This is a genomic window from Rhodococcus sp. OS5, from assembly GCF_056837585.1.
In genome coordinates this window covers 2,224,933-2,250,265 of the sequence record NZ_CM166368.1, presented here as the reverse complement: position 1 = coordinate 2,250,265, position 25,333 = coordinate 2,224,933, and the positions used below count along the sequence as shown (strand labels likewise).

Below are 25,333 nucleotides of genomic sequence, written 5' to 3'. Positions count from 1 at the left end.
ACTAGACCTCCTTAGTGGAATCCGATTCGCTCACTCGACGGGCACTCTGCTGAATGCGGAACAACACGAGAATCCGGTACAGCAATGTCAGGATTAGTAGGACGACGACTAGGTCTCGGACCTCGGCACGGAATCGGTAGTCACCGAACCACCACACCGAAATCAACTGAGTGCCAAGCAACGCGATGGCAGCCGACGTGTACAGCAACGCCCGACCACCCTGAGTCGCCCGCCACGGAGAACGGGTCACGTACATGATCGTGAACGTCCAAGCCAGGACAGTCATCGACGTCAGGAAAATTCGAGCCTCTGTTTCCGGATCGAATATCCCGACAATCACCACTCCGGCCAGCGCGGCCAGCAGCATGATGAGTTTCATGCGTGCCCCTTCTTTCTGCCCATGGCCTGCTCGACGTCCTCGCCGAACCCGTTGATCTGCACCATCAGTCGATGCTTACGTCCCAGTTCCGCGATGAGCGGATCTCGGGACTTGACTTCTTTGAGGACCTGCTCAGCCTCTTCGCGCCCCCGTTGCGCATCTCGCCTCTGTTTCCACCACCACGTCATCCGGTACCGCCCCTCTCGGCGAGCCGCTTGATCTCGTCGCCAATGTGAAGTGCAGTGGTGGAATGGCCTATGAGGTCCGAGTTCTGCTCCAGCGCTTTACCTGCTGTCGCTTTCCACGCTTCGATCTCTTTATTCTTGTCGTTGACGATGGCCTTGTGGATCCAACGCGGGACGAGAGCGCCGAACATGACGAGGCAGAAGACGAGACCGACCAGGATCCAGGGGCTGGAGAGGTTTTCGGGGGTAAACCCCGCGGGCACTAGCTAGCCCTCGGTCCGGCGGCCGAGTTGCTGCTCCAGCTGCGCTCGGATCTGATCGACGGACGGAGCAATTGCCGCTTGGACCTGCTGAATGCCCTGGGTGATTACGTCATTGACCCCGAGTTGTGCGTGGCCCCCGCCACCACCGCCGCCGTTGAATCCGCCGGGGAGCAACTCGAACCCATTGGACCCGACTGAGGCTGTGGACTGGTCTACCATGGGAGGCTTTGACACATTGAGGCCGGCCAGCAATGTGGCGAGGGCGCCGAGGCCAAGTCCGACGTAGTTCAGGATGTTGCTCGACTGGCCTTCAGTGACAACGCCTGCGATCACGAGGCCCGCAAGCGTCGCACTGGCGATGCCATAGATGGCGAGACGAACCTGCGGGAATGCCTGCACGAGTTTCGACATCACTTACCCCCGATCGTATTGACCAGCAACGCGATCTGCCTGGACTGTTCCGCGACCTGCTTGGTCAGTTCCTCGACAGCCTTCTCGGTTCGATATGCCGCAGCGTCGACCAACTGGAGGTAGGTCACCGCATCGAATGAAACGGCGGGATTGATCAGTGAGGGACGTGGGATTGTGAGTGCATCGCGCACCTCACCTACGGCTTCGGGGAGGGTGTTGGCGCGACTGGGGTCCTGCTTGGAGGGTCCTCCGAGGAACGGCCACCCCTGACCGCCGGGGCCTGAGAGCTGATCTTGAACGAGTTCTGGTGTACCCATTGGGGTTCCTCCTGATTGAGGTTGAGTAGGAAGTACAGCGGCCTCGTCTTCTCCGGCGCGGTACCAAAACTTCCGGCGGTCATCGAGGCCGTGTGTGCCGCCATTGACGGCGATGGTCGCGCCGATTAGGTCGTCGCGGTCGGCGTAGAAATTCATGTCGCGCTCGACGGTCCAGTACCAGACGGCGCCGAGGAAGCCGAACTTTGGATCCGAGAGCAAGTGGGGCTCGTCGACGAAATACGTCGGCGTCGGGGCATATCCCTTGACGTGCGCCCACTTGCTGAGGTTGCGGTAGTTGTTCTTGCCTGTGATCTGGATTGGTCCGCGGCCCTTGTATAGTCGACCGTCGCCGTCCACCTGCGGCGTGTTTCCGAGGTCCGTACGGGTGTCGTAGGCGTCGCCGCTTGCAATCTCTTCCATGTAGCGCAGGCCGCCGGACTCGTGCCCGATCTGGGCGCACCACATTGTCGCCCGACGAGGGGTGGTGCAGCCGGCCTGGATCATCGCGGCATTGAACGGCCCGCACAGTTCCTCGTAGCGGGACATCGGCACGCGGTAATCCATGATCCGCGCCAGGGTTTGAACGTCCATCACGTCACCGGTCCTATGAACTGTTCGAGTACCGGAATCCATGCATCGACAGCAGGCGCCGGAGGTGCTGGCGGAGCGGCAGTAGGTGCGGCCGAGTACCCCTTCGGGCAGATCAGCGATGCCATCTTCTCCAGCGAGAGCCAGTAGTGTTCGATCCCGCCGAACCGTGCCGGGTCTGCGACGTAGACGCCGTTCTTCTCGTCGTAGCCGACGATCGCCACGTAGTGATAGATCGTGTAGTTCGGATATCCGGGAGGGTGGTTATTGGCGGGTGCGACGATGTTCGCCACCAGGCCGCAACCGGCGTCGATGCTCGCTCGGATGTCATTCCAGAGCAGATCAATCTGCGCTCCGGTCGGTGGGTCATTCGGCATCTCACGGGTTACGTATGGCAACCCTGTTCGGCGGGCCAACAGTTGGGTGATTTGCCCGATCCAGTCCGTTCCGTTCGTTGTCGTACCGAGTTCGAGTGCGAGTTGCTGCTCGGGCACGTCGATGCCGCGGCAAGTCAGAACGATCTGCGTCGAACCAGGTCCGCACCAAAACCCAGTCTCTTGGACGGTGTACTGATGATTGAGAACCTTCATCGGTGACCTCCAGGTCTAGGGCGCTGCGCAAGCAGCGCGTTGATGCGCAACTGATCTCGAATCGCCGCGCACCGATTGCCGGGAATGCTGGACTGCGCAGACTTCGCAGGCACGCCGATCTCGGCGCACACCGCAAGGACATCCGCCGACGTCGAACCCAACTTCTTTGCGAGGTAGTGAACCCGGATCTTCTCGGGCCACTTCGCCGGTTCAGTCACCGTCGCCGGAGCCTCGACCTCGATCGGGGCATCGGGCTCGAGCTCCAACGCCTGGCGCCTGACCTCACGCTGGACAGCCATGCCCAGCGACTTCAGGTCGATGCCGAGATCCTGCACCTCGGGCGGATGGTCCTCCCAGGCGCCGGCGGCGAACATCGGCGAGATGTCCCCCGACTGCGGTGGGTTGTACCAGATCGTCTGCTCGCCAATCCCAGGCCGGGCGCCGCAGTTCCAGAGCCGCTCGGATATCTCCATGAAGTATTCGATCGGCCACGGAACTGGAGCACCCTTCATGCCTGGGAGTGCAATCAGCATCCACAGGAACGCTTCGCGTGGATCGTTCGGATCACAGTTGTCGCGTGTGGGCATCTCGCCCAAGGTGAATCCCATTGCGCTCCCTTAGAAGACGCCGAGCATGGACAGCCCGGTCATTGCTTTTTCGAGCTGCTCCATCGCACGCTGCGCCGGATCCTTGAGAACCGAGTTGTCGCCGATGACCGGAACCCATTCGGCAGGGCTGTTCTCATCCCACGCGAGGACGATCGAGCGAACCCGGTCGACGTAAAGATCTCCAGTCCAGTCGCCAGTGATCTGCGCGGACATGCGATCCGACAGCCAGAGGTGACCTTGCCCACGGTCTCCGATCAACCACGGAGAGCCGTCAAGGATCGCAACCTCGTGAGCGAATCGCGATCGAGTAGCCCAGAACCCCTGCCGCAGAACCATCAACGACGAGAGGGTGTACGCCTTGTCGGCGCCATCCTGGAAGTACTCGAAGTATCTCGACCACCCTGAGTTCACAGCACGCTGATTCGACTTGACCGACATCCACGCAAGGAGGGTGTCGGTGTAAATCGGCTTGAGTACCGCATCCGCAACGCCACCCATAGGCGGAACGCCAGGGATCATGGCAGTGAGGTCGCCGACCATCTGAACTGTCGCGGAGATCAATTCGTTCACGCCGGGCATCGAGTGACCACCGCAGTTGACCTGAATTCCCTTGGCGGGAATGCGGGTGAACTTCGAGGTCTGGATGCCGGTCTCGTCGCCCATCAGGTAGGAGACGTACGGAGCGATCTTGTTGGTGCTCTTGAAGTTCGGCTGCGAGTACTCGGACGGCATGTTCGTGTCACTGATCAGCGACTCTGTGCTGTCGATGAAGTCGGATGTGAAGTTCGCGATCGTCCGCTGCAGGCCGTCCCACTGATTGCCGCCGTTGGCAGTGCCGGTGTAGTAGCCGGACTTGTCCACGATGTCGATCACCAGGCAGCCGTGGCGTAGGTTAGCGCCGGGCCACGGAGGCGGATCGCCTTCGAGGTAGCGCCGCGGAACAACTGAGAGCTCAGCGTCTTCGAGAATCGGCTTCGCTACGTCGTGCCACGTCTGCCACCGTGAAATGACCAGGCCCCACAGGATTCCCTCATTGAGGTCGTCCATGAAACTGTGCGGCTGGACAGCGACGGACCAGTTGGACATGTCCAGTCCGCCCGATCCCCACGTAGCCTTCTGTAGCGGGTCGTCAGGCAGGTGCCAAGCCGAGGTCTGCTCGCGCATCACCTGCAGGAACAGGCTGGTGAGCAGTGCCCAACGTGCGCCTCCGGCAAGCATGAACACTCGCGGGAACTGCACCGCTGCCGGCAGGAAAGCATTGGACCAGATCTGGTACCACTTCAAGTTCTCGTAGTCATGCAAGAACCTGGCGACGAGAACGACTGAGCCGTCTTCGCGGTTGTCGACAGTGACGTCTTCAAGTCGGCCCGACCAGCGTGCGCCGTTCTTGTCGACGGTGATGTGGACGTTGCGCTTCTCGCCGCGGGCCATGCGGCCCTTCTCGTCCCAGATCCACCGGGCGGTGTAGTGATCGAACGGAATCTCGATGACACCAGATCCGGTGTCGTTGTCTTTCCATTCGAAGTTGCCCATGTATTCGGCGGCAACTTCACCTTGCCAGTGCCATTCGCCGTCCCAGAGGCGGACGAGTGGAGGTTCGAGACGGCAGAGTGTCTCGCGTTTTTCCTGGGCGACAGTGGCTTCCCAGATCGCATTGCAGCGGTCGAGAAGTGTTGCTCCAAGGACTGGCATCTCTTACTCCAATCCCCAGGGCCTCGACCACAGTCGGGGCATACGAAGTTGAACGCCGGCACCGGGACTTGCTCCGGTGACGTAGACCGGAACCTCGGTCGGAGGCGTGTACGGCGGCACCGCGTAGAGCAGACGTTTGCCGTTGGTGCGGCCGGCGATGTTGGTGTTCGAGAACGAGCGAACCGGGATCTTCATCCGGCTCACATGTACCGTGGCGCCGCCGCCGTCAGCGCTCGTGATCGTCGGAACTGTGTACATCCGCTCCGAGTCATCGCGCCCGGTCTTGAAATCCACGCCAGGGACTCGCGCATACTCCGGACCGGTCCACGAGAAGTCTGGGAGTCCGAAGGTTCCTGTGCCGCTGCAGATCCATGAATGAGCCATCGGCTGATCTGTCGGATTGGAAATCCACACAGACCCCTCACCCGATGTGCCCGAAGTCAACTCCCAGTGCGCCGGATGTTCCGGCGTCCCGAGAAAGTCGTCCTCGAACCACATCGGCTGCATTGCTGCCGCGAGAACCGGAGTTACGCCCCGCTGCATCAACAGTGGGTCGAACTCCGACTCGAACCCGATTGACTCCGACAATGCAAGACGGAGACTCCGGGCCCCCGAAATCTCCGTCGTGATCTGCATCCGAGCCAACTGCGCATCCGGATTCCATGGATCCAACTCGTACGAGAAGGCCTTGCGGACAGCGGAGTCTCGCGACTCCCACCACTCCGTCTCGTTGCCGTGAACATGGAGGCCGAAGGCGACGTCCCGGATCGTGTACTTCTTCCCGAGGTAGTTGCCGCCGATCTGGTGAGCACCTTCCCTTCGGAATGTCTTCACCGGGGCGTCGTAGAAGCCCTTCATGTCCGTAGCGAGCTGAGCCCCTTGTTCACCCTGACCTTCGCCTGCGATGCGCATGAAACTTCCATCCGCACCGAAGATGTCGATCGTTGCTTCCGCTTCACGGACGCTCACTTAGAACCTCGATCCCGCACCAAGTGCCCTTGTGTTTTCGATCTGGCGGACCCGGCGTGCGTTTTCTTCGACGTCACGAGTGTGGAAGGTGTAGTTACTCGTCGGGCGAGACGCGAGAGTGCGAACCTCTGCAGCGAGAGCGTCGAGTCCGGCGATCTGGGTTGCCCCATCGCCGCCCTTGACTGCGCCACGCATCAGCGCGAAGTCGCGACTGAGATTCAGCCGCTCATCCGCGGTGAGCATCCACTCCTCAGCGCCCGACAGGTTTAACGCAGCAGTGCCGTGAGGAACTGGCCCACCGCCATCGCGTAGGACGGTCGGCAGATTCAATGCAGCAGCAAGCCGCTCCTGCCAGTTGTCCCCATTGATGTCGGCCAGCATGTTCTGCCAACCAGGAACGCCAGGAGTGGTCGGGAGCTGAGCCTGAATCTCCGCGGTACTGAACACCGGTGCCGCAATGGCGGGCGTCGGAGCAGCCTTCTTGCCCATCAAGCCTTCCCAGTCCGTTGTGATCCAACGAGACTCGGACAACTCGCTCGGCAACTGCTCGAACGCCGCATCGACGAGAATCCCTGCAACATCGGAACCGAACTTCTTCACCCGGTCCTTCAAGTTGAAGGTCTGCCCGTCGCCACTCCCCTCGGTCTTCGCCTTAGCTAGCGCGTTCTGCGCCGAGTAGACCGCCATGTCCGCCTTCTCCTTGTCAATGGAGGTAGACGTGGCGTCGGCGTAGACCTTGTCGCGAGCCAACTGCGCATCGACAACAGCGATCTCCGCATTGCGCATGGAGATCGCATCCTCAGTCATTCCGCCCATAAGTTCCGGAGCGGGAGTCAGTGAGGCTGCCGATCCGGCACCGTCACGCTTTTGCTCGAGCTCCTTGACCTTGAGCTCGGCGCGCTGCACCTTCAGTTCGGCTTGCTGTCGATCCGCCTCGGTCTTCTTGTCGCTCGAATTGACCTTGTCCTGAGCTTCCTTCGCCTGAATGACCGCTACGCGAGCCGATTCGAGAGCGAGGGCGTCCTTCTCAGTCCAGGGATCCTTCGCGACTCCAGCCGAGTACGACGCACCGGAACCGCCAGAACCTCCAGTGAGTGCCATCTGCAGCGCCGGCGAAAGTGCCGCGTCGGGAAGATGGAACTGATTGGGAAACTGACTGTCGTCATATCCGGCCGCATTGCCGCCGAATGTCGATCCGGAGTTACTGCCACCGTTCTCGACATCGACCCGAGAGCCGTCCTTCAAGATCAACGTGCCGGCCATATGCTCCTGGCTGACACCGATCCGGAAGTGGCCCTCGCTGCCGCCGGGTTGCATACCCTGCAGGTCGCCGCCCAGGATCGAGTACGTCGTCCACAGTCGGCGAGGCTGCTGCCCCATGCCAGTTGCGGCGATGTGAGACATGTACATCGAGCAGTCCCACGGGCCGTAGTTGTAGCCGATCCCTGCCTTGGCTCGGGCGAAGTTGATCATGTTGTCGAGACCGTCAGAGCCGATAGCTCCACCGTCTGCGAACTTCCCAACCTTGCCCTGAGCCAATGCGGCACGGAATCGGAACACTCCGTCTTGGCCGCCCAGATTGTCGACGTCCTGCGTGGTGAGCATGTGCTCGCCAGGCATTGCCATGACAGGGACTGAGTCCTTGCCTGGTGTGCCGCCCTCGATCGGTCCGCCGAATGCTCTGAATATCGGAGCAACTGGACCAAACTGACCTGTCGAGTTGAATGCCTGCTGAGCTGCTGCAGTTCGCACTGCATCGACCGTGATCGTGATGGTCTTGTTCTGCAGACCATCACGACTTTGCTGGACCGCTCGAATCTGATCCAAGGCTTGCTGATTCGGCGCAGTAATGCGAACGACGCCAGGCTTGCCTGTGACCTCATCGATCGTTGCGCCCGTATCGAGGAGCTTCTGCTTCGCCTCGTCAGTCAACGCATCCACGGGAATGTCGACGCCTTGGCCGACGCCCTTGAGCATTGCTCCAATCACAGCGAGCTGCTGCTCGACATCGGTTGTGCCAGTCAGCGAAGCCAGCATGATGATCTGATCGGGCAGCAAGCCTTCAGCCGCAGCCCATTCGCGAATCTTTTCAATGGGCTGGTTGTACTGCAGCGCGAGGTTCTGCAATGCAGTCTCGTTCTGCGCCATAGCCGCACGAGCCGCAGCCTGCGCATCAGGAAGCGACTTGCCCTGCTCCAATGCCGCAGCGATCGTCGCCTCAGTCAAGGTGACGGTCGAGCTCGTGATTCCAGTCAGGGAGTCACGTAGTGCTGAGCCGTTAGCAGTAGCAGTGCTCAGCGCACCGCCATCGCCAACGAGTGCGTCACCGAATCCCTTAGCTGGGTCGATCCCTGCAGCAGCAGCTTCCGCAGTCTCCCGCAGAGTCTTGTTGTACTGCTGCACCGCATCGGAGAGCGGAATCGCCTTGCCCGACAGCACATCCAGCGCAGTCTTGATCGCATTGACACGGTCAGCGGAGCTGGAGGACTCATCACCCAGGATTCGGATGGCCTCGGTGAGGTCGAAGAATCCGGGGGTCGTATCCTTTGCCGCATTCTCTGCGGAGACAAACTTGTCGCGCAGCCCCTGTAGGCGTTCGATCGCCTCAGCACCGCCGTTGCTCGTTCCCTGGAGCCGAGTAACCAGTCCAGCGAATGCAGCGTCGGTGCCAGTGATGCCCGAGCTCAGCTCCGTCGAAGTGAGGTTGACTTCTTCGAACGACTTATTGATGCGTTCAGCCTGCTCACCGAGGGCGATTGCGGCGTCCGTAGCGTCACGAGCACCCTTGGCGTCTTCCTGAAAATTATCCTTGAGGGTGGACCAGAACTTCGACGGCTTCGCATCAGCGAGCTTCTGCTGCTCAGTCTTGATTGCATCAATCTGCATGGTCACGGCGGATGTAACGCCGTTCGAGACGGCACCGTTGGCTGCCTGGATTTCCTTCGCCATGTCACGCTGTGCAGCGCCGACCGCGTTCGAGCCTTCGACGATCGCGGCCTGCTGAGCGCGCATATCTGCCGACGCTCGACTGATCTGCGTGATCGCCACTGTTGCGGCGACGATGCCGATCATGAATCCGCCACCAAGTGCGGAGACCATACTTCCGGCCGCAGTGACCATGCCCCTGCCGGCGACCTGGGCTGCAGCGAGAGCTCCGCTGAATCGCGTCGCTCCGGTTGCCGCGCCAGTGAATGCGGTGCGCATACTCGTCAACCCGGACGACTGTGCCGTCAGCACGGTCATCGTCCGGCCGAATGCCGACATGTTCGGGTTGGCCTGATTGACCATCTGCGCCGAGGTGCGGATTGCAGATCCGAAGGCAGTGATGTTGGAGCCGGCGGCCCGAAGTCCGGGCCCGATGCCCTGCGCGAATCGACCAGTCGACTGGAGGGCGGCGCCGAAGCGTCCCACCTGATCTGGAGTTCTCGCCATGACGGTGCCAAACGCCATCGACGCAAGCTTGAGTGCAATGAGACCTGTGGCGACAGCTTGGATCGGAGCAGGCAATGAACCGAATGCGCCGACCGCTGTAGCCAGTACGCCGACTACCGGCTCGATCACATTGAACACACCTGCAATAGCGCCAGTCGTCAGAGTCAGTGCGGTCTGGAGAGTATCGACAGCACCGCCCGACTTGACGGCTCCACTCGCAAGGTTACCCAGCGCATCGCCAATGTTGGTGACCATTCCCCAGAGGGATTCACCTGCACTGACGACATTGCCGAAAGCTCCCGCAAGCAGGGGTACGCCAGTGAGCGAGCTCGATACAGCCTCGCCCATTCCGGCCATCAGGCCGTTGGAGTTGTGCATTGCCGCGTCGAACTTGTCGAGTCCGCCGTCGACCAGGTTGACCACAGCAGTTCCGAAGCCTGCGAGCGGTCCGTCGATCAAGTCATAGAGCTGAAGCTGGAGGCGCTCGGACGTGTTCTGGATACGCTCGAAAACGCCCGGCAGCCCCTGATTCTGGGCAGCGGCAAGCTCAGCGGCAGCGCCTTGGCGGCCGATGGCTTCGCGCATGACGTTCCAGCCCTCAGAGCCCTGCTCTGCAGCAACACCCGAGAGGCGCATCGCGTCCGACCCGAACAAGGTCGCCGATGCCTGCTGATAGATCTCTGGCGTCAATTCGCCAGATGCTTCCTTGAGCTGGCCGAACAGTGACTCCATGCCGACGAAATTGCCCTGGGCGTCATACACACTCAGGCCGAGAGTTTCCATCGCGGCCTGAGCAGGCTTGCTCGTATCCGTCAAGGACAGCAGGGTCGACTTCAGCAGCGTGCCAGCGTCAGAACCAGTGATGCCGGCATTCGCGAGGACGCCGAGAGTCGCCGCAGTCTCTTCGATCGAGAGCCCGAACTGATTGGCCACCGCACCGGACTGCTGAAGTCCGGCAGCGATATCCGTGATCTCAGCACTCGAAGCATTGGCCGCGTTCGCCAACACGTCAGCAGCAGTCGCCGCATAGTCAGCATCGAGGCCGAACGCCTGAAGGGCCTGGGACTGAATTGTCGCAGCCTCGGCCGCATCAATCTGTGCAGCAGCCGCCAACTGCAGCGTTCCCTTGGCTGCCTCCATCGACTGATCGACCGAGAAGCCACCCTTGGCAAGCTCCGTCATCGCCGCAGCAGCATCATTCGCCGACGTAGCCGACAGCTCGACATCGTTTCCGAGCTCCATCGCCTTCTGCTTGACGACATCCATCTGTGCCGCGGTCGCGCCCGAGACGCCCGACATCGAATTGAGCGTGCGAGTGAACTCGTTACCCAGGTCGATGACGGACGCGAAACTTACAGCCGCACCGGTTAACGCAAGGGCGCCGGCGATCTTCCCTGCAAAGTTGGATGCAGCATCGCCGGCACCCTCCAGGCCTTCTTCGAACTGAGAATTGAACTCCGATAGATCGGCTGCAACCTCGACATCAATGCGTCCGCCAGCGATTGGGACCACCTCCTGGAACGCAAGAACCCCCGAGGCGCGGAGTCCGTTGGGGGTTCGGGAAAATGAATTGAGTTGTCAGCCGGTCTGCCACTGGCCGACCACGTCGGCAAGTCTCGGCTTCGCCGGTTCAGGAGGATTCAATTCCTGACGCCGAGCAACGAAATCGGCCGCAGCAGCTGCCATCTCAGCCGGGCCACGACATGCGATCGGCGGAAGAATGGGCAGCGGAGGGGGCTTGATGCCCGCCCTCTTTCGCCGCTCCCGTTCAGCTTTCGCTTCAGGGTCATCCGGATCGGAAGTCCACGAGGCGTATTCGGAGTTGAGCCAGTAGTCGTCGCGGTCGACCAGCATCGCGAGGTTCTCGGAATCCCGCTTCTCGGCGGCCAGCCATTCGATGGCCTGCTCCACGAGAATTGCCGCATCCCGTTGCGATTCCGTCAGGATGTCGCGGAGGTCTCGTCCGTAGAATCGTCTGCATCCTGCGAGAGCTGCGCTCCATCCATCCCGCGTGCGTAGGCAGGCAAGAGCGCCATGGCTTCCCCCGAAGTCAGTGTGGACTTCTTGGCCAGCCAATTGAAGAGCTTCACGCCTTGCTCGATATTGAAGGCAGACAGCGCGGCAGACAATGCGAGGCCATCCTCTTCGCCTGCGAGAAGCTTGAGAACCTCCTCGACCTGCTGCTTGCGGAGATACTCGGTGAACTTCACCGACTCTTCGCCGGTATAGCTTCGCCGGATCTCGGCTCGGACTCCTCGGAGTACGACCGGAACAGGCGGGAGATCCTCGGTATCGAGTACCGAAAGTAGATCGAAGGTGTCGTCATCGACTTCTTCTGCAACCACCGCAGGCTCAGCCGGCTTGGGCTGAGCCTTGCGGGGTGCGGTCTTGCGGGGTGCGCCAGGCATTGTGAGTTCTCCTCAGATCAGGGTGCGAGCGGGTTCGTGTTGGTGAGAAGCTGAACCGGCGACAGGGCGAGAAGTTCGAGCTCGAAGCCGTCGATCTTGTCACCACCGAGGGAGCGCGGCGGAGGCGTGAATAGCGTTGCGCGCTCGCAGTACAGAACCTGCTTGTCGTCCTCGTCTTCGAGGCGGAGCAGGATTGCGAACTCTTCCGAATCGCCGATGACCCACTTGTGGACCTCGTTGGGGGCGGTGCCGGTCGTGATGATCTCGCCGCCCTGCAGCAGGGTCAGCACGGTCGCCTTCGAGTAGTCGACAGGCTTGAGCTTGAGGCGATCCGAGCGGGGTCCGCGGGCGATCTTGTAGGACGACTGCCGGTAGTTCCAGATCGGCAGTTCCTTGGTGTCCTGGCTGGGGTTCTGCTCGAACCCTGCCTCGATGCCGCCGAAGGCATCCCAGGTCACGCCAGGCGAAGTGCCGGTGACGAGTGTGGATGCGAACGGGTCAGTGGGCGCTGCAGTTCCGGCAGGGGCGCGGAATGCGTCGCCATCCTGCCAGACGTACGCCTTATTGGGATCTGCGTAGGTACTCACGAATGTTCCTCCTGAGGTGAGCTCACGGACGTGAGCACGGTTGGTGAGCCCCACCTCGGGCACGCCTGGCGCGGCAGATCACCCGAGGTGGGACAGTTGAGACGCCGATATTCGGCGAGTTAGCGGACGACCATCGACATGTCCCAGCGGACAATTGCCCGGAAGAGAAGGGTGTCGGGCCCTCGCTCGTCGTCGATGGCCGTAATCGGGCCGTCAATCCAACGAGCAACCCATGACGCGTTGCGAAACTGCCGCTGCGAACGAGGGGCTTTGTGAACCAGGCGGCCGGCCAGGTCGGCGATATTCCACGCCAGTTCCTCGGGATCGGTATCGCCACCGAGGATTTCGAGCATCGGAACCCAGATGTCGCCTTGGATCATCGGCTTCCGATGCATGGGGTCGACGCCATAGTTGCTGGGCGCCGACAAGGTCACGAACGGCTTCGTGATCGGGTCCGGGATATCGCGGGTCGAGATGTGATCAGCCGCAACGTGAGTAACGAACTCATCGTTTTTGATCAGGAAATCTCGAATCGCACCTGGAGCAAAGGGGGTGAATGCTGTCATCAGCCCCTCCTGGATCCGCGAGGCTTGAAGCCGCTGTATTTACCGTGCTTACGAGCCGCGTTCGTCAATGCCGCAATCCCCCGCATCCTGGAAGTTCCGTACTCTTTCCAGAACGCTTCAGGGTCATTGTCTTCGACGTACACACGATCGCCGTCGACCGTCACCGATGCGCCACCGGCATACTCACCGGTGCGACGTGGAGCGATCGCTTCGAACTCGGACTTGATCTGCTCCGCAACATCTTTGCGCCCCTCGGCGGATAACCTCCGGGCGTCACGTTCGGCGTTGTCGCGGTAGATCGTCACCCGGGCCATTACAGCGCCTTGTGCTCCGGCTTCACGTCGACCTTCGCCACCGGCTTAGGCGGGTCGAGCCTCGGCGATTCCTTGACGTCAGGCTTCGCCGCCTGCGCCTTCTGGTGATTCTCGTACGCCTTCGAGTGTTCGTCGGTGTAGTGAACACCGTCATCGTCGGTGTAGGTGACGATTGCCATGGTTACTCCTGGTAGTCAGATGAATTCCGAACGATCGCGGAAATGTAGGCAGGTCGGCGAGACCCGCGGGCGGGCCGGCGGACTCGAGGTTTACCAACGACGGTGTAGACCGTTCCGTCAGGCCCCCGGAAACGATCACGTCGATCCGGATGCGGCTGCAGGCCGGGATCGAGCAGCAGGACATATGAACTGACCACATGCCCATCAGAGAACTCGACGTTGCCGGCATCGACGGACGACGCGGACAACTGGCGCTGCTGTAACAGTCCGGTCCATGGAGTCTCGATCGGGACGCCAGGACGCCGGTTGCCGGTCGAAGGATCGACACCGACCACCGGGTTGTCCTGCAGTAGCACCCACTGCTCGGGCAGGCGCGGCATCAGCCGGGCTGAATCGAGAAGGCACCACCGAATTGCACACCGGTGGCGGGATCGAGAACAGCCAGATCGTCGGCCGAGAAGAACAGCAACGAAGGGTCAGCGTCCGCATAAGTGGTGCTGATCTCCGGATACTGCTCTGACCGGACACGAAGACCGATACGCATCGCATCGAGCGCTCGAATGACCGCAGTAACAACAACTCCAGTCACTAAGACTGGATCGAGTGAACCCTGCAGGATCCGATTGTCGATATCGAGCGGATACGCCCGAAGCCGAGCCGATGCGTACTCGATCAGCGATTCGACCTGAAGACGTTCAGCCTCACTTAAGGTTTCCCCTAGGCGAGCCTGAACGTCTTCGACCGTGATCAGTGGCGGCTTAAGCGGCGCCGTCACTCGAATCCCCTGCGGGCTTCTTGGCCGCAACCTTCGGACGAGCGGCGGATTCGTCCTTGACGATCAGCCCGCCCTCCTCCAGTCGTTCGAGATCTTCTGCGGAAACATCCGAAGGGACTGGCGTGCCGATGTAGAGGTACTTGACCTTGCCGTCGGCGCCGTTCACTCCGACGAGCGGAGCTTTGACTGTGTAGCTCATGGTCATTCCTCTCAGGCCGCAGTGCCGGTGATCTTGATGGCCGCACCGGGCTCACTGACGTACGGAACGAAGACGCGGCGGGCGCGAACGAGCCACTGGTCGTTCTTTTCCTCGCGGATCGTCTTGGTTTCGATCGTCTCGCCGGCGTAACCCTCGCCCAACTTCTCGTCGGCGATGCCGCCGAGTGCGTTGGTGTCGATGACCCAGGCGCCGGGCGCGGGAAGGTTCGGGGTCGACAGGATCGTCAAGCCGGCGATCGTCGGGAAGTCGCCCGAGTACACGGAGTTCGACTTGTCCTCACGGGCGCGAGCGGTCATGAGGGCCGGGTCAGATGCAAGGTAAGCCCACGTGACGTCATCGACGATGAGCATGTTCGGGTCGTAACCCTTGTTCTGTGCGACGATCTGCGACTTTGCGAGCATGATGTCGCGCAGGATCTTGGTCGACGTCGACCACACGCCGTCGGTGACGGCCTGGGTCTGGGTGACCTGCGATGCGATCAACGAGAGGCTGATCGAGTCGCAGTTTTTCACCGCGGTGTTGACCAGTCGCTGCAGCGCCTTCTCCACTGCGGAGAAGTTCGAGCGCTTGATCTTCTCGTCGGTGATCGGCACATCCTGGCCCCACTTGTTGACCTTCACGGCCTGCGGAACCCCGTCGCCGAGCCCGGTCTGCGGGTACTCGCCACCGGGCGAGACCATTTCAACAGGACGGTCGACGTACAGCGGGTCATCCTGCTCGAAGACGATCGCACCGCCGGAGACGTCCTGGCGGGCGGTCAGGAGAACATCGGAGATGAAACGCTGACGCGCCAACTCTGTTGCTCGGCGCGACACCAAGGTCGGGTTGTCGAGGAAGCGATTGACGGTGGTGGTATCCCCATTGAACGTGGGCGGTACCGGGGGGTAGGTGATGGCCATCTGGCCCCTCCTTGAGTTACCGGAGCCTCACGGCCCCATGGGTGAATTGGACTTAGCGGAGAACGACGCGGACCTTGCCGCCGGACGCCGCGGCGACCGCGACACCAACCACCTGCGAGTAATCCGTGACAGAACCGATCGTGGCGACGGCACCTGCAGCCGCAGCGATGACGTTGGCGCCGGCGGCAATCGCACCCGAAGCGGTGAGTTCGTGCTCACCTACGGAGTGGATGGTGACCTTGTCGCCGATTGCGGCGTCGAACGCGGCAATGCCCAGGAAGGCTGCCGTAGCTGCGGACGTCGGTGCGACGGTGCTGTTTCCGGACACCGCAACAAGCTGGCCTCCGGTGATCGCAGCAGACGCCTGAGAGACAAGCGCCGCTCCGGGTGTCCGGATCGGAACATATTCGGCCATGTCAGGCCCTCACTTTCACTTTGGAGTAGATCCGTAGATCTCCTCGTAGAGGAGGTCGTCCTCGGTCTGAGGAGGACCCGGTTGCGGACCCGGATTCGGGACCGGGGCGGGAACTCGCGGCGCGTTCGGGTCGACCTGAACGGCGAGTGTCGGCTGCAGGATCGCCCAGTCAGCCGCCAGTTCTTCGGGGGTACTGCCTTGAAGCCGGTTCACCCATGCCGCAGGGACTCCGTTTTCGAATGCGAAGCGGAGTCGCTGGTTTTCCTCCAACTGCTTCTCGGCAGCGGCGCGAGCCTCGTTTGCAGTCTGCTGGGCACGCTCGAGCTCGGAAAGCTTCGCGTCCTCGGCAGCTTTCGCGTCGGCGTCGGCCTTGTCGCGCAGAGCTTTCAGGTCTCGTTCGGCCTGATCAGCTCGTGCACGTTCTGCATCGAGAGCCCTCTTGCCTGGATCGCCAAGGCCCTCCGGATAAGTCCCGGTAGGCGTCGCGCCGTCGGGAACTACAGGAGGTGCGGACGGTGCCGGATCGACAACAGGCGGAGTGGGTGTGGGATCGGACATGGGTGTAGACCTCCATCGCGGGGGTGGTTGCCCATGCGGATCGCCCGCATGGGAATGACGGACTACGCGAGGTAGCCGTACAACTTGAGGAGCCGGAGCACGTCATCACGACTCTCGGCAATCTGGTAGATCGATTCCGGCATCAGTCGAGGCGCACGGGCGCGGAATCTTCCGCCAGAGCGAACATCGGTGCCACGGTTTGCATATCCGGCGTTGGACATCGCCCGGTAGGCCACTCCGCGGCGGCTGACCCCCACGGTCGTGGTAAGTAAGTCGCGCCCGAAGACTTGCGCCGTTTGCATGTCGCGCCGGGCATTCACCACTTGATTGACGTCGGCGCCATCTCGAATGGCTTGGGCGCCAGCCTTGGTGAAGTACTTGTTCTGCAAGTCCTCGGACAGGCTCGTGAAGTAGGCGTCCACGTCGGTGGTCATGTCGCCGGACGTGTTCTCGGTTGATGGAATATGCCGACAGTCGCAGCCTGGGTGCCGAAGGAACCCTGCGCTGTAGCGGTAGAACTTTCCAGCCAGGACGGCGCATTTCGAACAGGATGGCGGGTTGAGCATTCGCACATACCCGACACGCCGACGTGTTGCGATCGACAAACCGGTCGAGACTCGTGAAGCGTCAGCCACTTGCGTTTGCAGTCGATTGATCAGCACATCCAAGCCGGACGCCCATGCCTGCGAAGTCGACAACCCCTTGGCGATTCGGCCCTTCGAGGTGATCACCGCGCCGTACATCAGCGTGTCCAATGCTCGGCCATCCGATGCCACGCCGATGAGCCCGTCCGGCGCCGTCACCGCATCCGCGGCAATAGATACGCCGATCTCATCGAGAACATCCGCCACGTACACGTCGGCTCCGGCAATCGCTCTCGCCTGACCCGCAAGGACGAGCTCCATCAGCATGTCGACGTTGGATGCAAACCAACGGTCGAAATCCTTGGGGGGTCGAGATCCCCAGATGTCACTCGCAATCGCCAGCAGTTCGAGTGTGATCCCCTGCTGCTTCCGGTAATAGTCCGCGGAAGCGTCAGGCAACATTGTCGGGGTTCAATTCTCGACCGAAGCGCGCAACGGAACCAGCAGCTGAAGCTTCCTCGTCCATCTTCTTCATCTGCTTGCGCTGGGTTGCGCTGTAGCCGAGGTCGATCCGCGTCTGCTCCAAGGGCACAATGCCGGACTCGTACTTCTTCTGCGCGGCGTCGGCCTTCTGCGCCACGGTGGGCGTCGAAGGATCTCGCCATACAGTTTCGAGCTGGTAGTCATTCGGTTCGAGCTCGGCCTTGTTGCGCATGAACATCAGGTTGATGCGCTGCGCCTCTTCCCAGGCTCCGCCGAGGAAGGTGTGCTTACGTTCGATCCGTTTGACCAGTTGCGACTCCGAGGAGCGCATCGCATCGGCCGAGGGTGGATTGTCGCTGTTGAATCCCATGTAATGGGGCGGCAGGGCGGCCATTTGAGAGGTCAACTGCGCCAGCAGTTTGATGGTGTCGTGGAAGACCTTGAGGTCTGCCTCATCAAACTGCCCGACTTTGATATTGGGGTTCTCATTCGCCCACAGGCGAGACTTCACCTTCGACCACGCGCTGAGCTGATTGCCGTTCTTGTCGACGAAGTCGGACTGCTTCAGTCCGAATGCCCACCGGCGGGGCATTGCATGAAACTCTCCGGAGACCATCATGTCGGTGGCCATCTTGTTGGCCGCGTCAGCGAGCGGGATGATGTCCTTGAACTCCGACACGCCATCCGGACGCAGGATTCTCGGCTTGTTCACCAGCGGCACGACCGGGACAATGCCGAAGTTGTGCTTGTCACTGAACTCGCCAGCCTTCCATTCGCCGTCCTTCTTGACGAACTCCACGGTCTCGATTGGCGTGTAGATGAGGACATGCTCGAGGTCTTCGAGGTCCTTCCACTTCTTGATTGCCGATGACACCTTGCGGGTCTTCGGATCGCGGCGTGCCCACACCTGAAACGGTGATTCGATCGTGTTGCGGGGAGGCTTGTCCGCTTCCTCGTTGGCACTGATCAAGACATACGAGCGCGAGAGCGCAATGGAATCGAGATGCCCCTGCTGGGACTGCTCATCCATGTCGTTGTACTGCCACCCTGCCCAGAGTTCATCGTCTTCAGCGTCGGAGTCGGCGTAGCGGAACCCCTCGACATCGAGGCGACTCTCATACGCGTCGGCAATGAGCCGGGCCCAATTCAGAACGAGCTCAGCGACAGTGTCGCCCAACTCTTCCCGCATGGCCTCGGACATGTACTTCAAGGGCTGCTCGCCCTCAAGGTAGTTGTCCCACTTCGTCAGGTTCGCCACATCAGCCGCGAGGCCCTTTTCGAGGATCGGGATGAGGTCAACAGTCTCGGCCATCGGCCACATCACCTACTTTCAGAAGACGATCATTTGACTACTAGGGGCGTCGGACCAGCCAGCTTCGCGAGCGTCCGCTGCCGCCTCGTGCGCGAGGATGGATGCCATTGCGGCGTCGATCTTCTGGTGATCCGCAGGCTTACCGAGGATGTATTTCTGGCCAGGCTTGGCGATCTTCCGACAGTTCGCCATGTGCGTTTCCGTGATCGGGCAACCGTCCTGGGTGATGCGCCCAGTGGAGAGGTCGGTCTCGAATCGGCGGATCGCGTGATACATCCGGTCGATCTTGTTCGTCGGCCACTCGGAAACATGCTCGTCGCCATGAGTCAGTGCCCAGTCGCCGATCTCCGAGTACCAGTCCTGCGGGTCGCAGTAGAAGCGACCGACATTCCAGGTCGAGAAGATCTCATCCACCGCCGCATGTACCTCACCGCGGGGAATCTGGTCATTCCAGTTCGCCGGATTCCATACGGTCGGACGACGATCCGGGCCATACCTCGGCGTGAACTGCAGTCCGTCACGCGTCTCGCAGCGAATGGCTGTGAAGTCGTTGTTCTCACTGCCGTCGAAGCCTGCGCAGATCGCCGTTCCCGGTTCAGGATTCGGTAGCCACAGCATTGACGAACCTCGACTTCCACAGTCCATCCCGCAGCCATGAACCTTGGCCATGCACGATTCGATTACCGAAGAACCGTTCAGCCTCAGCGGCATCGGTATCCATCATTTCGCCACACTCGGCCTCGATGCCGTCGAGGTTGTTGAGCGCCCACGGCACACCTGCGTAGTTGAACTGCAGAATCTTCCGGCGTTTCCGCTTGTCCTTGAATGACAAGTCCGCGGGCGGAATACGGAAATCGCGGTTGATATCCACAGCCGACGACTCGTAAGTGCGTTGAGCGACCGAGTTCTCGGAAGGATCCCAAGCGTTGGTCGTCTCGATGGCCCGACCGCCCATGCCGGCAAGCCCTCGACGCTGCGTGCGCGCTGTTTTCGTCATCGAGTTCGAATCGGTCCAGATCCCCGTCTCATCCTGAGGCACGAACGTCACGCGCTGACCGAGACGGGACGTCGCCTTCGATGTCACGACGTCGATGCGCCCGCCACCAGGGAGGCGAATGAACTCCTCACCGGTGCGGGTGATGACATCAGCCAGCGGACCGCGGTCGATCATCGGCCGCAGGGCCCCGTACGTGTTGTCCGTCTGATCCTCGGTCGTCGCTGTCACCTGAATCAACGGCGTAGGCCACGGTTTGCCCATCGGCTCCCCTGGCACGTACTCGTAGACCCACCCGCAGCCGCAGCCATGATCGGAGCATCGATACCGCTCGCCACCCTCAGCGAAGCCGTCGAACAAGACCGGCCCAACGCTTTCAGCGCAGACGAACGCGGCGATCAGCGGAGATTTACCCCACTTCTGCGCCCGAACCAGTTGGGAACGCCGATACACGAACGCCTGAGCCAGTTCTCCGCGCTTAGCGCCAGTCCTGATCGCGTAATGGTTCTGCACGAACGTCAACTGCTCAGGTACGAGCTCGAGCATTTCGCCGGCATCGAACCCGTCAGGTACGGCGCAGTGCGTTTCGATCCAGTCAGGGACGATGTCCAGCGTGAGGTCAGGCGGTTGCATCGGGAACGGCCGCCAGGCGCCGATCGCGAGCAGAAGGACGCTTCGAGACAAGTGCCGGAGCATCAGTCAACTGATCGTCGCCGATGCGAATCATCGCGTCCTGCATTGCCTTGTGGGTCAGGAGAAGCGAATCCATCTGCTGCCGAACCAGCGTGCGCGCATTGGAGGCGGCGCCAGCAGCCAAGGATTCGACGAGGTGCCGCACATGAAGCGCGACCTCGATCTCCATGCCATTCTCTCGCCAGATCTCCGCCTGCGGCTTACGCCAATACGTTTCCCACATCTGCAACTCGGCGGCATTCACTTCAGGCAGCGGGCATTCGGGCGTATCCGTGCCGGATTCCCGAGGAAGTGTTCTCCACTCCCCCTTTGCCAATGAGTTCGCAGACCGAAGCGAGTTCGGATCCTTTGGAGGGCCAGATCTTGAACGAGCACCACCTGATGGCATAGCAATCACTCCTCAAGGCGGCATCGCGCCACCAACGGAAGACGGCCGGCATCGCGCCGACCGATAGGTCTTGAACCTGTCGCGGGAAAAGTTCACCTCCCCCGCGGCGGGACGGTTTTCCCCGTTTGGGGATGACCCCCTACCCCGTGCGTTTGCGCAGGTCAGAGGGATGATTCGCAGGTCGAACGAGTTGCATCGCCGCAGGTCAGGGCCATCGCTGGCCGGCCTTGCGGCTGTTGCAGCTCCGGCAGAGGACCTGCAGAGGGCCCGTGGGCGAGCCGCCGTGCTGGATGTCGACGATGTGGTCGGCGGTGAGGTCAGAGGAGCTGTGCGGGGCTCTCAGGTACCCAGGGCACCAGTCGCCTTGCATGGCTCGATGTTCGTTGACTGCCTGTGCTCGTCGTTGTCGCTCGGCATGGTCGCGTGTGACCTTGGTGGGTGTGGTCGCTCGCTGGTGCCGGTCGCACTCTGCTCGGTGCTCGGGACACTGGGCTTCGGCTTGCATGTGAGGGCAGCCAGGCTTGCTGCACACTCGGGTCCGTGCTCGTGCCATCACGCAGCCATGTGATGCGGGACTTGACCGAGGTACGTGTCGAGTTGATCGGTGAGGATCTCGACTCTTGCTTCCAGTACCTCGACGTGTCGAGCCTGTGCCTTGTCCGAGAAGTCGGTGATGAACACGGCCTTGTCGTAGTCGGCTCGTACTGAGCGGAGGTTGGCGAGGGTGTCGACGATGAGGTCTTCGAGACTAGGCATTGCAGTCACCTACCTTTGTGAAGGCGTGGCATTGATGAGAGCTAAGTCGGCTGAGTACTTCTGGACCTGGGATGCCGGCAGCATGTAGCCGCTGCTGTTGATGCAGGGCAGGGAATCCGAATCAGTCTGTGTGGATTCAGTTTGGTTTGAATCAGTTTGGATTAGTCCGCCTGATTTGAATCCAGTCAAATTAGTTCTCATCGCAGTGCAGGCATGGGATCCACCGCCCACGGGTCTCGCATAGGCGAGGCTCGGGGTCGACGTCGAGTTGTTCGAACTCGACTCCCGCAATCGTCGTCACTCCCCATGTGCCTGCATTGATCTGCGCAAGGATGGCTGAATGTCTGTTGGCCACAGATGCCGGCAGTGCGTAGGAGTAGTCACTGATCTGGCACGGCACAGAATCGGATGAGAGGGTCGAGCCCTTGATGGCACCGCCCTTGGCGAACTCGGGCATCACTCACCGCCTTGGTCGTCGATACCGAACCACTCGGGCTCACACTCGGTGCAGGCGATGAACTCGCCCAGGCTGAGCACTCCGTCGTCGAGGACGGTGGACAGTGGCACGGACACCACTGACGGGACCTTGCAGTCGTTGCACCAGATCCCCACTGTCGGTGAGCCTGGGTCGACTCTGACTGTGATGGTGCGGCGTTCGGGTCTCCACATGCGGTAGATGCCGGCTGCTGCCCAACGCAGTAGCGCGAGGCTGGGCATTACAGCACCCAGAACCGGATGAGAGCCAGTGCGATACGGGCGAACTCGATGAGGTCGAGCAGCTGGGTCAGCATGTGACCACCTCCGACTGTGCACACTGCAACCGCTGATGTGCTGCATCGCAACCGACCTGGGCTGCGAGCAGTTCGTTCTCAGCCCTGACCATGCGAGCCTCAGCTTCGGTGACCAGGTTCTCGGCGAGGGTGATCCGGTTGGATTGGTCGTCAGTCATCATCGGGCCGGCTGTTCATCGACTCGATCATCGGCCTGCACGCTGCGACCTTCGCCTGCTCCAGTAGCCCCAGCTTCTTAACTAGGGGGATGGAGTCACCATCTGACGACCAGAAGCGTTCAGCCGTGAGGTATTCGCCGGTCTCGGCATCCAGATACTCCACGATCTCGATCGTGCATAGAACTACGATGCCGTCAGGTAGCCACTCGGTCATTGCGCAATCCCCTCTGGGAACATGTCACTGAGATCGCCGTGCATCTGGATGGCCCAGAAGATCACGTCATGACTGGAGGGAACTTCATCCTCGGCTTCACTCGCCATATCGGGAGGCCGCTAAATCCGAAACCACACATTGGGCTTCGGGCGCACCGGGAGGTCGGCAAGCGTGTACGCGCTGGCACGGCCCGGTGTCCGTCCGTAAGCAGCAACGACATCCGTGATCCAGGGCTCGAGGATCTTTAATGCAGCGTCGCCAAGTGGCGGCACGCCCGGGATGGTCTCGGATAGATTTCCTGCCGCGTGAATATCTTCACGCACTGACTGGATGCTTTCATGCATGTCGAGCCCCTCAGTCGAAGTAATGCTGATGGTGTTGTAGGTATCCGACTACCGACCCGAGAGGATCGTCGTTGCGCCAGTTGCAGACCCCGTCGCCAGGGATGCACTTCGATTCCACCGGGACCGTGAACTCGCCACGCTCCCCCGACATCGTTGCCCCGAGAACACCCGGCAGCCACGTCTGCGTCTCCACACCTGAACCGGCTTGGCGCGGATCGGAATACAGCACCCCGGTCACGCCGGCGTTCTGCGGTTCAGCGAGGACGTCACCGGCGATCCTCGAGCCCTGGCTGTAACCGATCACGAGCGTGTCGTCAGGTGCATCTGCGAGTTCCTCACGTAGAGCCTGACTCCCAGCCTCAACCGACTGGTCGTAGCTCGGCCACAACACCGTCGCCGGGTAGTCGATGTACGTCACCGTGTCGCCCGGTTGGATCTCCGGAGCCAGCAGCGCGGCACCAGCTCGGCCTGTTCCGTCGACAACGATCACGTTGCGAGCGTTGGCAGGTGAGGCGAGAAGCAGTGAAGCGAAGGCGGACACGGCGAGGATAGTCAGAACCCGCATAGCGGCCTCCAGAAGTGTCAGCGATCGGTGATCAACATGTCGATCAATGCTTCAGCGAGCGGAGCGGTCGCGTAGGCGACAACCTCTTCGCGCAGTCCGTGCCCTCCACGTGGCAGGCGTAGTGGATCGCAGCGGAAGTGAACGCGAGCCAGATGCACTGCGACGTGCACTGATTCGTGAATGATCGTGTTCACTGTCAGGTTCACTTTCGAGAACCGCAGGATCCCGAGGTAACGATTCGTTGGCCAGCCATCCGGGTAGCTGAAGCAGCCGCCGACATTCTCGCCAATGGATGCGAGGGGGACGCCTGCATGTTTCGCCATTGCGCGATGCAGCTCCCTGTCGGTGTCATGAACGGAGATGTTCAGCCAGTACGAAGGGAACTCGCCTATTCCGGGGACTGACAGATCATGAGTCTCGAGCTTGAATCTCTCGGTCACGTCTCGTCACCTTCGACATTCTCATGGTCGCAGTTCACGTAGAACTCCATGAGGACCAGATCAGGATCTTCGCCATTGGCGCAGCGACGAAGCGATTCGAGGAAGTCTTCGCTTGCAATCACGAAGTAGCTCGCCTTTTGGTCGGGCATTCATCCTCCTGAGACGTTGTGGCCCCGCCGACCGCGTTGGCAGTGGCGGGGCATCCCAAGGCTGCGCTGGCTGAGCGGCAACACCTCAGGGGATTGTGGTCAGTTCACGGAGCGCCGAAGATGCAGATGTGTGCGCAGTGATTGACCACAAGAATGTGCAGGTGAGGCAACATCACTCACCGGCGGGTGAGCAGTGAAACTCATCCCAGATATGACTCAAGCGCGACAGTGGATTCTCATCCACTCCGCGCTCAAGGCGAAGCCTACAGGGTCACTACCCACTTATCCAGTTGGCATAGGTGGACATCCTAATGTCCATCCGTGAAGGCGCGATCGTAATCCTCTGACATATACCAGAGCGGACATCCCGGGGCTGGCGGTGAGATTGGAATGCCAAGAGTCTTCGTAAGCACCATGCCTTCTCCTTCGATGAAATTGAAGTGGGCGCCGATTGCGCGTGGCCCGCTCGTTGGATCAATATGGTCAGCCTTATTGCGCATCCATTCGGCAATCCTGCGGCGCACAGTCGAACTGGGCAATCTGGCTTGGCTCATATCGTCCACCCACCCTCTGTGTGTTTGTTGAAGTCGGGATGATCCTTGTAAATGGAGGCGAGGTATCGAACTGTGTCGCACGGCCAAGCCTCCGGGCCGTATGTATACGGGTCTTCGCATATTCGGCAGAAATCACTTGATCTAGGACTCCGGCCTGCATGGGCTTCAAGGATTCCCCGCTTTGCTGCAACCTCAGCAAGGGCGCGGGCAGGATTATGGCGGGCAATGTGCGGGCCATCCTCCTCGCAGACGGCCGGGGACAGCCCTTCAGAATCGCAGGTGACATGGCGATCGTAGGTTACGTACACGGACTCATTGACGGACCCTCTGTGAAATGCATCCTCGCGCCTGGAGTTCGACCAGACAACCTCTCCGTTAGTCGCCTGGTCATTCTCGCCCACATAGAGCCAGTCGGCCGCACTGCCGCCTGCCGTCAGTGCGACCGCTTCATCTTCCGCTAGCCGCGCTTCGAGGAACTCTACGATCGTCATGCGTTCATCCTGTCATTGCTCGCAACGACTCCTCGGGCTTGCGGTTCCATGCGCTATGGCTG

At 61.0% G+C, this 25,333-nt stretch carries 37 protein-coding genes; all 37 read right to left on the bottom strand.

The annotated features are described in order from the left end of the window. Position 1: 1 nt before the first annotated feature. Entirely contained in the window at positions 2–379 is a 378-nt protein-coding gene (locus ACVZUB_RS10600) for a putative phage holin (RefSeq protein WP_283568946.1), read from the bottom strand. Continuing rightward, positions 376–567: a DUF7620 family protein gene (locus ACVZUB_RS10595; protein ID WP_482628398.1), complete on the bottom strand. Its 192-nt coding sequence runs from the start codon at positions 565–567 to the stop codon at positions 376–378. The genes ACVZUB_RS10600 and ACVZUB_RS10595 overlap by 4 nt, the downstream gene beginning before the upstream one ends. Continuing rightward, positions 564–827, bottom strand: a complete 264-nt coding sequence (locus ACVZUB_RS10590) for a hypothetical protein (protein ID WP_080909463.1) — start codon at positions 825–827, stop codon at positions 564–566. The genes ACVZUB_RS10595 and ACVZUB_RS10590 overlap by 4 nt, the downstream gene beginning before the upstream one ends. A 3-nt stretch (positions 828–830) precedes the next feature. After that, a complete protein-coding gene (locus ACVZUB_RS10585; RefSeq protein WP_482628397.1) occupies positions 831–1,238 on the bottom strand; it encodes a hypothetical protein in 408 nt (135 codons plus the stop codon). Further along, the gene (locus tag ACVZUB_RS10580; RefSeq protein ID WP_482628396.1) at positions 1,238–2,146 is read right to left on the bottom strand and encodes a glycoside hydrolase family 19 protein; all 909 of its coding nucleotides are present in this window, start codon (positions 2,144–2,146) and stop codon (positions 1,238–1,240) included. Before ACVZUB_RS10580 ends, ACVZUB_RS10585 begins: the two co-directional genes overlap by 1 nt. After that, on the bottom strand, positions 2,146–2,733 hold the full coding sequence (locus tag ACVZUB_RS10575) for a C39 family peptidase (protein ID WP_482628395.1): 588 nt from the start codon (positions 2,731–2,733) through the stop codon (positions 2,146–2,148). The genes ACVZUB_RS10580 and ACVZUB_RS10575 overlap by 1 nt, the downstream gene beginning before the upstream one ends. Continuing rightward, the gene (locus ACVZUB_RS10570; RefSeq protein ID WP_482628394.1) at positions 2,730–3,341 is read right to left on the bottom strand and encodes a translation initiation factor IF-2 N-terminal domain-containing protein; all 612 of its coding nucleotides are present in this window, start codon (positions 3,339–3,341) and stop codon (positions 2,730–2,732) included. Before ACVZUB_RS10570 ends, ACVZUB_RS10575 begins: the two co-directional genes overlap by 4 nt. A 9-nt stretch (positions 3,342–3,350) precedes the next feature. After that, positions 3,351–5,033 carry a Gp37-like protein gene (locus ACVZUB_RS10565; RefSeq protein WP_482628393.1) on the bottom strand — a complete coding sequence of 561 codons (1,683 nt, stop codon included), beginning with the start codon at positions 5,031–5,033 and terminating at the stop codon, positions 3,351–3,353. Between the two features lie 3 nt (positions 5,034–5,036). Further along, entirely contained in the window at positions 5,037–6,002 is a 966-nt protein-coding gene (locus tag ACVZUB_RS10560) for a hypothetical protein (RefSeq protein WP_264614351.1), read from the bottom strand. Continuing rightward, positions 6,003–10,946, bottom strand: coding sequence for a phage tail tape measure protein (locus ACVZUB_RS10555; RefSeq protein WP_482628392.1), 4,944 nt, complete (start codon positions 10,944–10,946; stop codon positions 6,003–6,005). A 66-nt stretch (positions 10,947–11,012) separates the two neighbouring features. Continuing rightward, on the bottom strand, positions 11,013–11,345 hold the full coding sequence (locus ACVZUB_RS10550) for a hypothetical protein (RefSeq protein ID WP_482628391.1): 333 nt from the start codon (positions 11,343–11,345) through the stop codon (positions 11,013–11,015). Positions 11,346–11,374: 29 nt separating this feature from the next. Next, positions 11,375–11,842: a hypothetical protein gene (locus tag ACVZUB_RS10545; protein WP_482628390.1), complete on the bottom strand. Its 468-nt coding sequence runs from the start codon at positions 11,840–11,842 to the stop codon at positions 11,375–11,377. A gap of 17 nt (positions 11,843–11,859) precedes the next feature. Beyond that, positions 11,860–12,429, bottom strand: a complete 570-nt coding sequence (locus tag ACVZUB_RS10540; RefSeq protein WP_283568087.1) for a hypothetical protein — start codon at positions 12,427–12,429, stop codon at positions 11,860–11,862. A gap of 119 nt (positions 12,430–12,548) precedes the next feature. After that, positions 12,549–12,995 (bottom strand): hypothetical protein, encoded by a 447-nt coding sequence (locus tag ACVZUB_RS10535; protein ID WP_482628389.1) that lies wholly within the window; start codon positions 12,993–12,995, stop codon positions 12,549–12,551. Further along, entirely contained in the window at positions 12,995–13,309 is a 315-nt protein-coding gene (locus ACVZUB_RS10530; RefSeq protein WP_482628388.1) for an HK97 gp10 family phage protein, read from the bottom strand. Before ACVZUB_RS10530 ends, ACVZUB_RS10535 begins: the two co-directional genes overlap by 1 nt. Then, positions 13,309–13,488 carry a hypothetical protein gene (locus ACVZUB_RS10525; RefSeq protein ID WP_080909475.1) on the bottom strand — a complete coding sequence of 60 codons (180 nt, stop codon included), beginning with the start codon at positions 13,486–13,488 and terminating at the stop codon, positions 13,309–13,311. The genes ACVZUB_RS10530 and ACVZUB_RS10525 overlap by 1 nt, the downstream gene beginning before the upstream one ends. 2 nt (positions 13,489–13,490) lie before the next feature. After that, complete coding sequence (locus tag ACVZUB_RS10520; protein ID WP_482628387.1) at positions 13,491–13,868, bottom strand: hypothetical protein; 378 nt, start codon at positions 13,866–13,868, stop codon at positions 13,491–13,493. Then, on the bottom strand, positions 13,868–14,263 hold the full coding sequence (locus tag ACVZUB_RS10515; protein WP_283568085.1) for a hypothetical protein: 396 nt from the start codon (positions 14,261–14,263) through the stop codon (positions 13,868–13,870). The genes ACVZUB_RS10520 and ACVZUB_RS10515 overlap by 1 nt, the downstream gene beginning before the upstream one ends. Beyond that, positions 14,247–14,462 (bottom strand): hypothetical protein, encoded by a 216-nt coding sequence (locus ACVZUB_RS10510; RefSeq protein WP_482628386.1) that lies wholly within the window; start codon positions 14,460–14,462, stop codon positions 14,247–14,249. The genes ACVZUB_RS10515 and ACVZUB_RS10510 overlap by 17 nt, the downstream gene beginning before the upstream one ends. Positions 14,463–14,473: 11 nt before the next feature. After that, the gene (locus tag ACVZUB_RS10505; RefSeq protein WP_482628385.1) at positions 14,474–15,382 is read right to left on the bottom strand and encodes a phage major capsid protein; all 909 of its coding nucleotides are present in this window, start codon (positions 15,380–15,382) and stop codon (positions 14,474–14,476) included. A gap of 52 nt (positions 15,383–15,434) precedes the next feature. After that, positions 15,435–15,797, bottom strand: a complete 363-nt coding sequence (locus ACVZUB_RS10500; RefSeq protein WP_080909480.1) for a capsid cement protein — start codon at positions 15,795–15,797, stop codon at positions 15,435–15,437. A gap of 15 nt (positions 15,798–15,812) precedes the next feature. Then, positions 15,813–16,355: a hypothetical protein gene (locus ACVZUB_RS10495; RefSeq protein ID WP_482628384.1), complete on the bottom strand. Its 543-nt coding sequence runs from the start codon at positions 16,353–16,355 to the stop codon at positions 15,813–15,815. A 62-nt stretch (positions 16,356–16,417) separates the two neighbouring features. Continuing rightward, positions 16,418–17,401: a VG15 protein gene (locus ACVZUB_RS10490; RefSeq protein WP_482628383.1), complete on the bottom strand. Its 984-nt coding sequence runs from the start codon at positions 17,399–17,401 to the stop codon at positions 16,418–16,420. Next, positions 17,391–18,734, bottom strand: a complete 1,344-nt coding sequence (locus ACVZUB_RS10485) for a phage portal protein (protein WP_283568080.1) — start codon at positions 18,732–18,734, stop codon at positions 17,391–17,393. Before ACVZUB_RS10485 ends, ACVZUB_RS10490 begins: the two co-directional genes overlap by 11 nt. 18 nt (positions 18,735–18,752) lie before the next feature. Beyond that, complete coding sequence (locus ACVZUB_RS10480; RefSeq protein WP_283568079.1) at positions 18,753–19,352, bottom strand: terminase; 600 nt, start codon at positions 19,350–19,352, stop codon at positions 18,753–18,755. Continuing rightward, a complete protein-coding gene (locus ACVZUB_RS10475) occupies positions 19,330–20,361 on the bottom strand; it encodes a terminase (RefSeq protein WP_482628382.1) in 1,032 nt (343 codons plus the stop codon). The genes ACVZUB_RS10480 and ACVZUB_RS10475 overlap by 23 nt, the downstream gene beginning before the upstream one ends. Further along, a complete protein-coding gene (locus ACVZUB_RS10470) occupies positions 20,348–20,665 on the bottom strand; it encodes a hypothetical protein (RefSeq protein WP_482628381.1) in 318 nt (105 codons plus the stop codon). The genes ACVZUB_RS10475 and ACVZUB_RS10470 overlap by 14 nt, the downstream gene beginning before the upstream one ends. 696 nt (positions 20,666–21,361) lie before the next feature. Next, on the bottom strand, positions 21,362–21,565 hold the full coding sequence (locus ACVZUB_RS10465) for a hypothetical protein (RefSeq protein WP_482628380.1): 204 nt from the start codon (positions 21,563–21,565) through the stop codon (positions 21,362–21,364). A gap of 190 nt (positions 21,566–21,755) precedes the next feature. Then, a complete protein-coding gene (locus tag ACVZUB_RS10460) occupies positions 21,756–22,022 on the bottom strand; it encodes a hypothetical protein (RefSeq protein ID WP_482628379.1) in 267 nt (88 codons plus the stop codon). Next, positions 22,022–22,282 carry a hypothetical protein gene (locus tag ACVZUB_RS10455; RefSeq protein WP_482628378.1) on the bottom strand — a complete coding sequence of 87 codons (261 nt, stop codon included), beginning with the start codon at positions 22,280–22,282 and terminating at the stop codon, positions 22,022–22,024. Before ACVZUB_RS10455 ends, ACVZUB_RS10460 begins: the two co-directional genes overlap by 1 nt. A gap of 67 nt (positions 22,283–22,349) precedes the next feature. Beyond that, the gene (locus ACVZUB_RS10450; RefSeq protein WP_482628377.1) at positions 22,350–22,517 is read right to left on the bottom strand and encodes a hypothetical protein; all 168 of its coding nucleotides are present in this window, start codon (positions 22,515–22,517) and stop codon (positions 22,350–22,352) included. Next, on the bottom strand, positions 22,507–22,728 hold the full coding sequence (locus ACVZUB_RS10445) for a hypothetical protein (RefSeq protein WP_482628376.1): 222 nt from the start codon (positions 22,726–22,728) through the stop codon (positions 22,507–22,509). Before ACVZUB_RS10445 ends, ACVZUB_RS10450 begins: the two co-directional genes overlap by 11 nt. 119 nt (positions 22,729–22,847) lie before the next feature. Continuing rightward, positions 22,848–23,072, bottom strand: coding sequence for a hypothetical protein (locus ACVZUB_RS10440; RefSeq protein ID WP_482628375.1), 225 nt, complete (start codon positions 23,070–23,072; stop codon positions 22,848–22,850). Positions 23,073–23,082: 10 nt separating this feature from the next. Further along, on the bottom strand, positions 23,083–23,637 hold the full coding sequence (locus ACVZUB_RS10435; RefSeq protein WP_482628374.1) for a cutinase family protein: 555 nt from the start codon (positions 23,635–23,637) through the stop codon (positions 23,083–23,085). A 17-nt stretch (positions 23,638–23,654) separates the two neighbouring features. Beyond that, on the bottom strand, positions 23,655–24,077 hold the full coding sequence (locus tag ACVZUB_RS10430; RefSeq protein WP_482628373.1) for a hypothetical protein: 423 nt from the start codon (positions 24,075–24,077) through the stop codon (positions 23,655–23,657). Continuing rightward, a complete protein-coding gene (locus ACVZUB_RS10425; RefSeq protein WP_482628372.1) occupies positions 24,074–24,226 on the bottom strand; it encodes a hypothetical protein in 153 nt (50 codons plus the stop codon). Before ACVZUB_RS10425 ends, ACVZUB_RS10430 begins: the two co-directional genes overlap by 4 nt. A gap of 550 nt (positions 24,227–24,776) precedes the next feature. Beyond that, positions 24,777–25,271: a DUF6221 family protein gene (locus ACVZUB_RS10420; RefSeq protein WP_482628371.1), complete on the bottom strand. Its 495-nt coding sequence runs from the start codon at positions 25,269–25,271 to the stop codon at positions 24,777–24,779. Positions 25,272–25,333 lie beyond the last annotated feature (62 nt).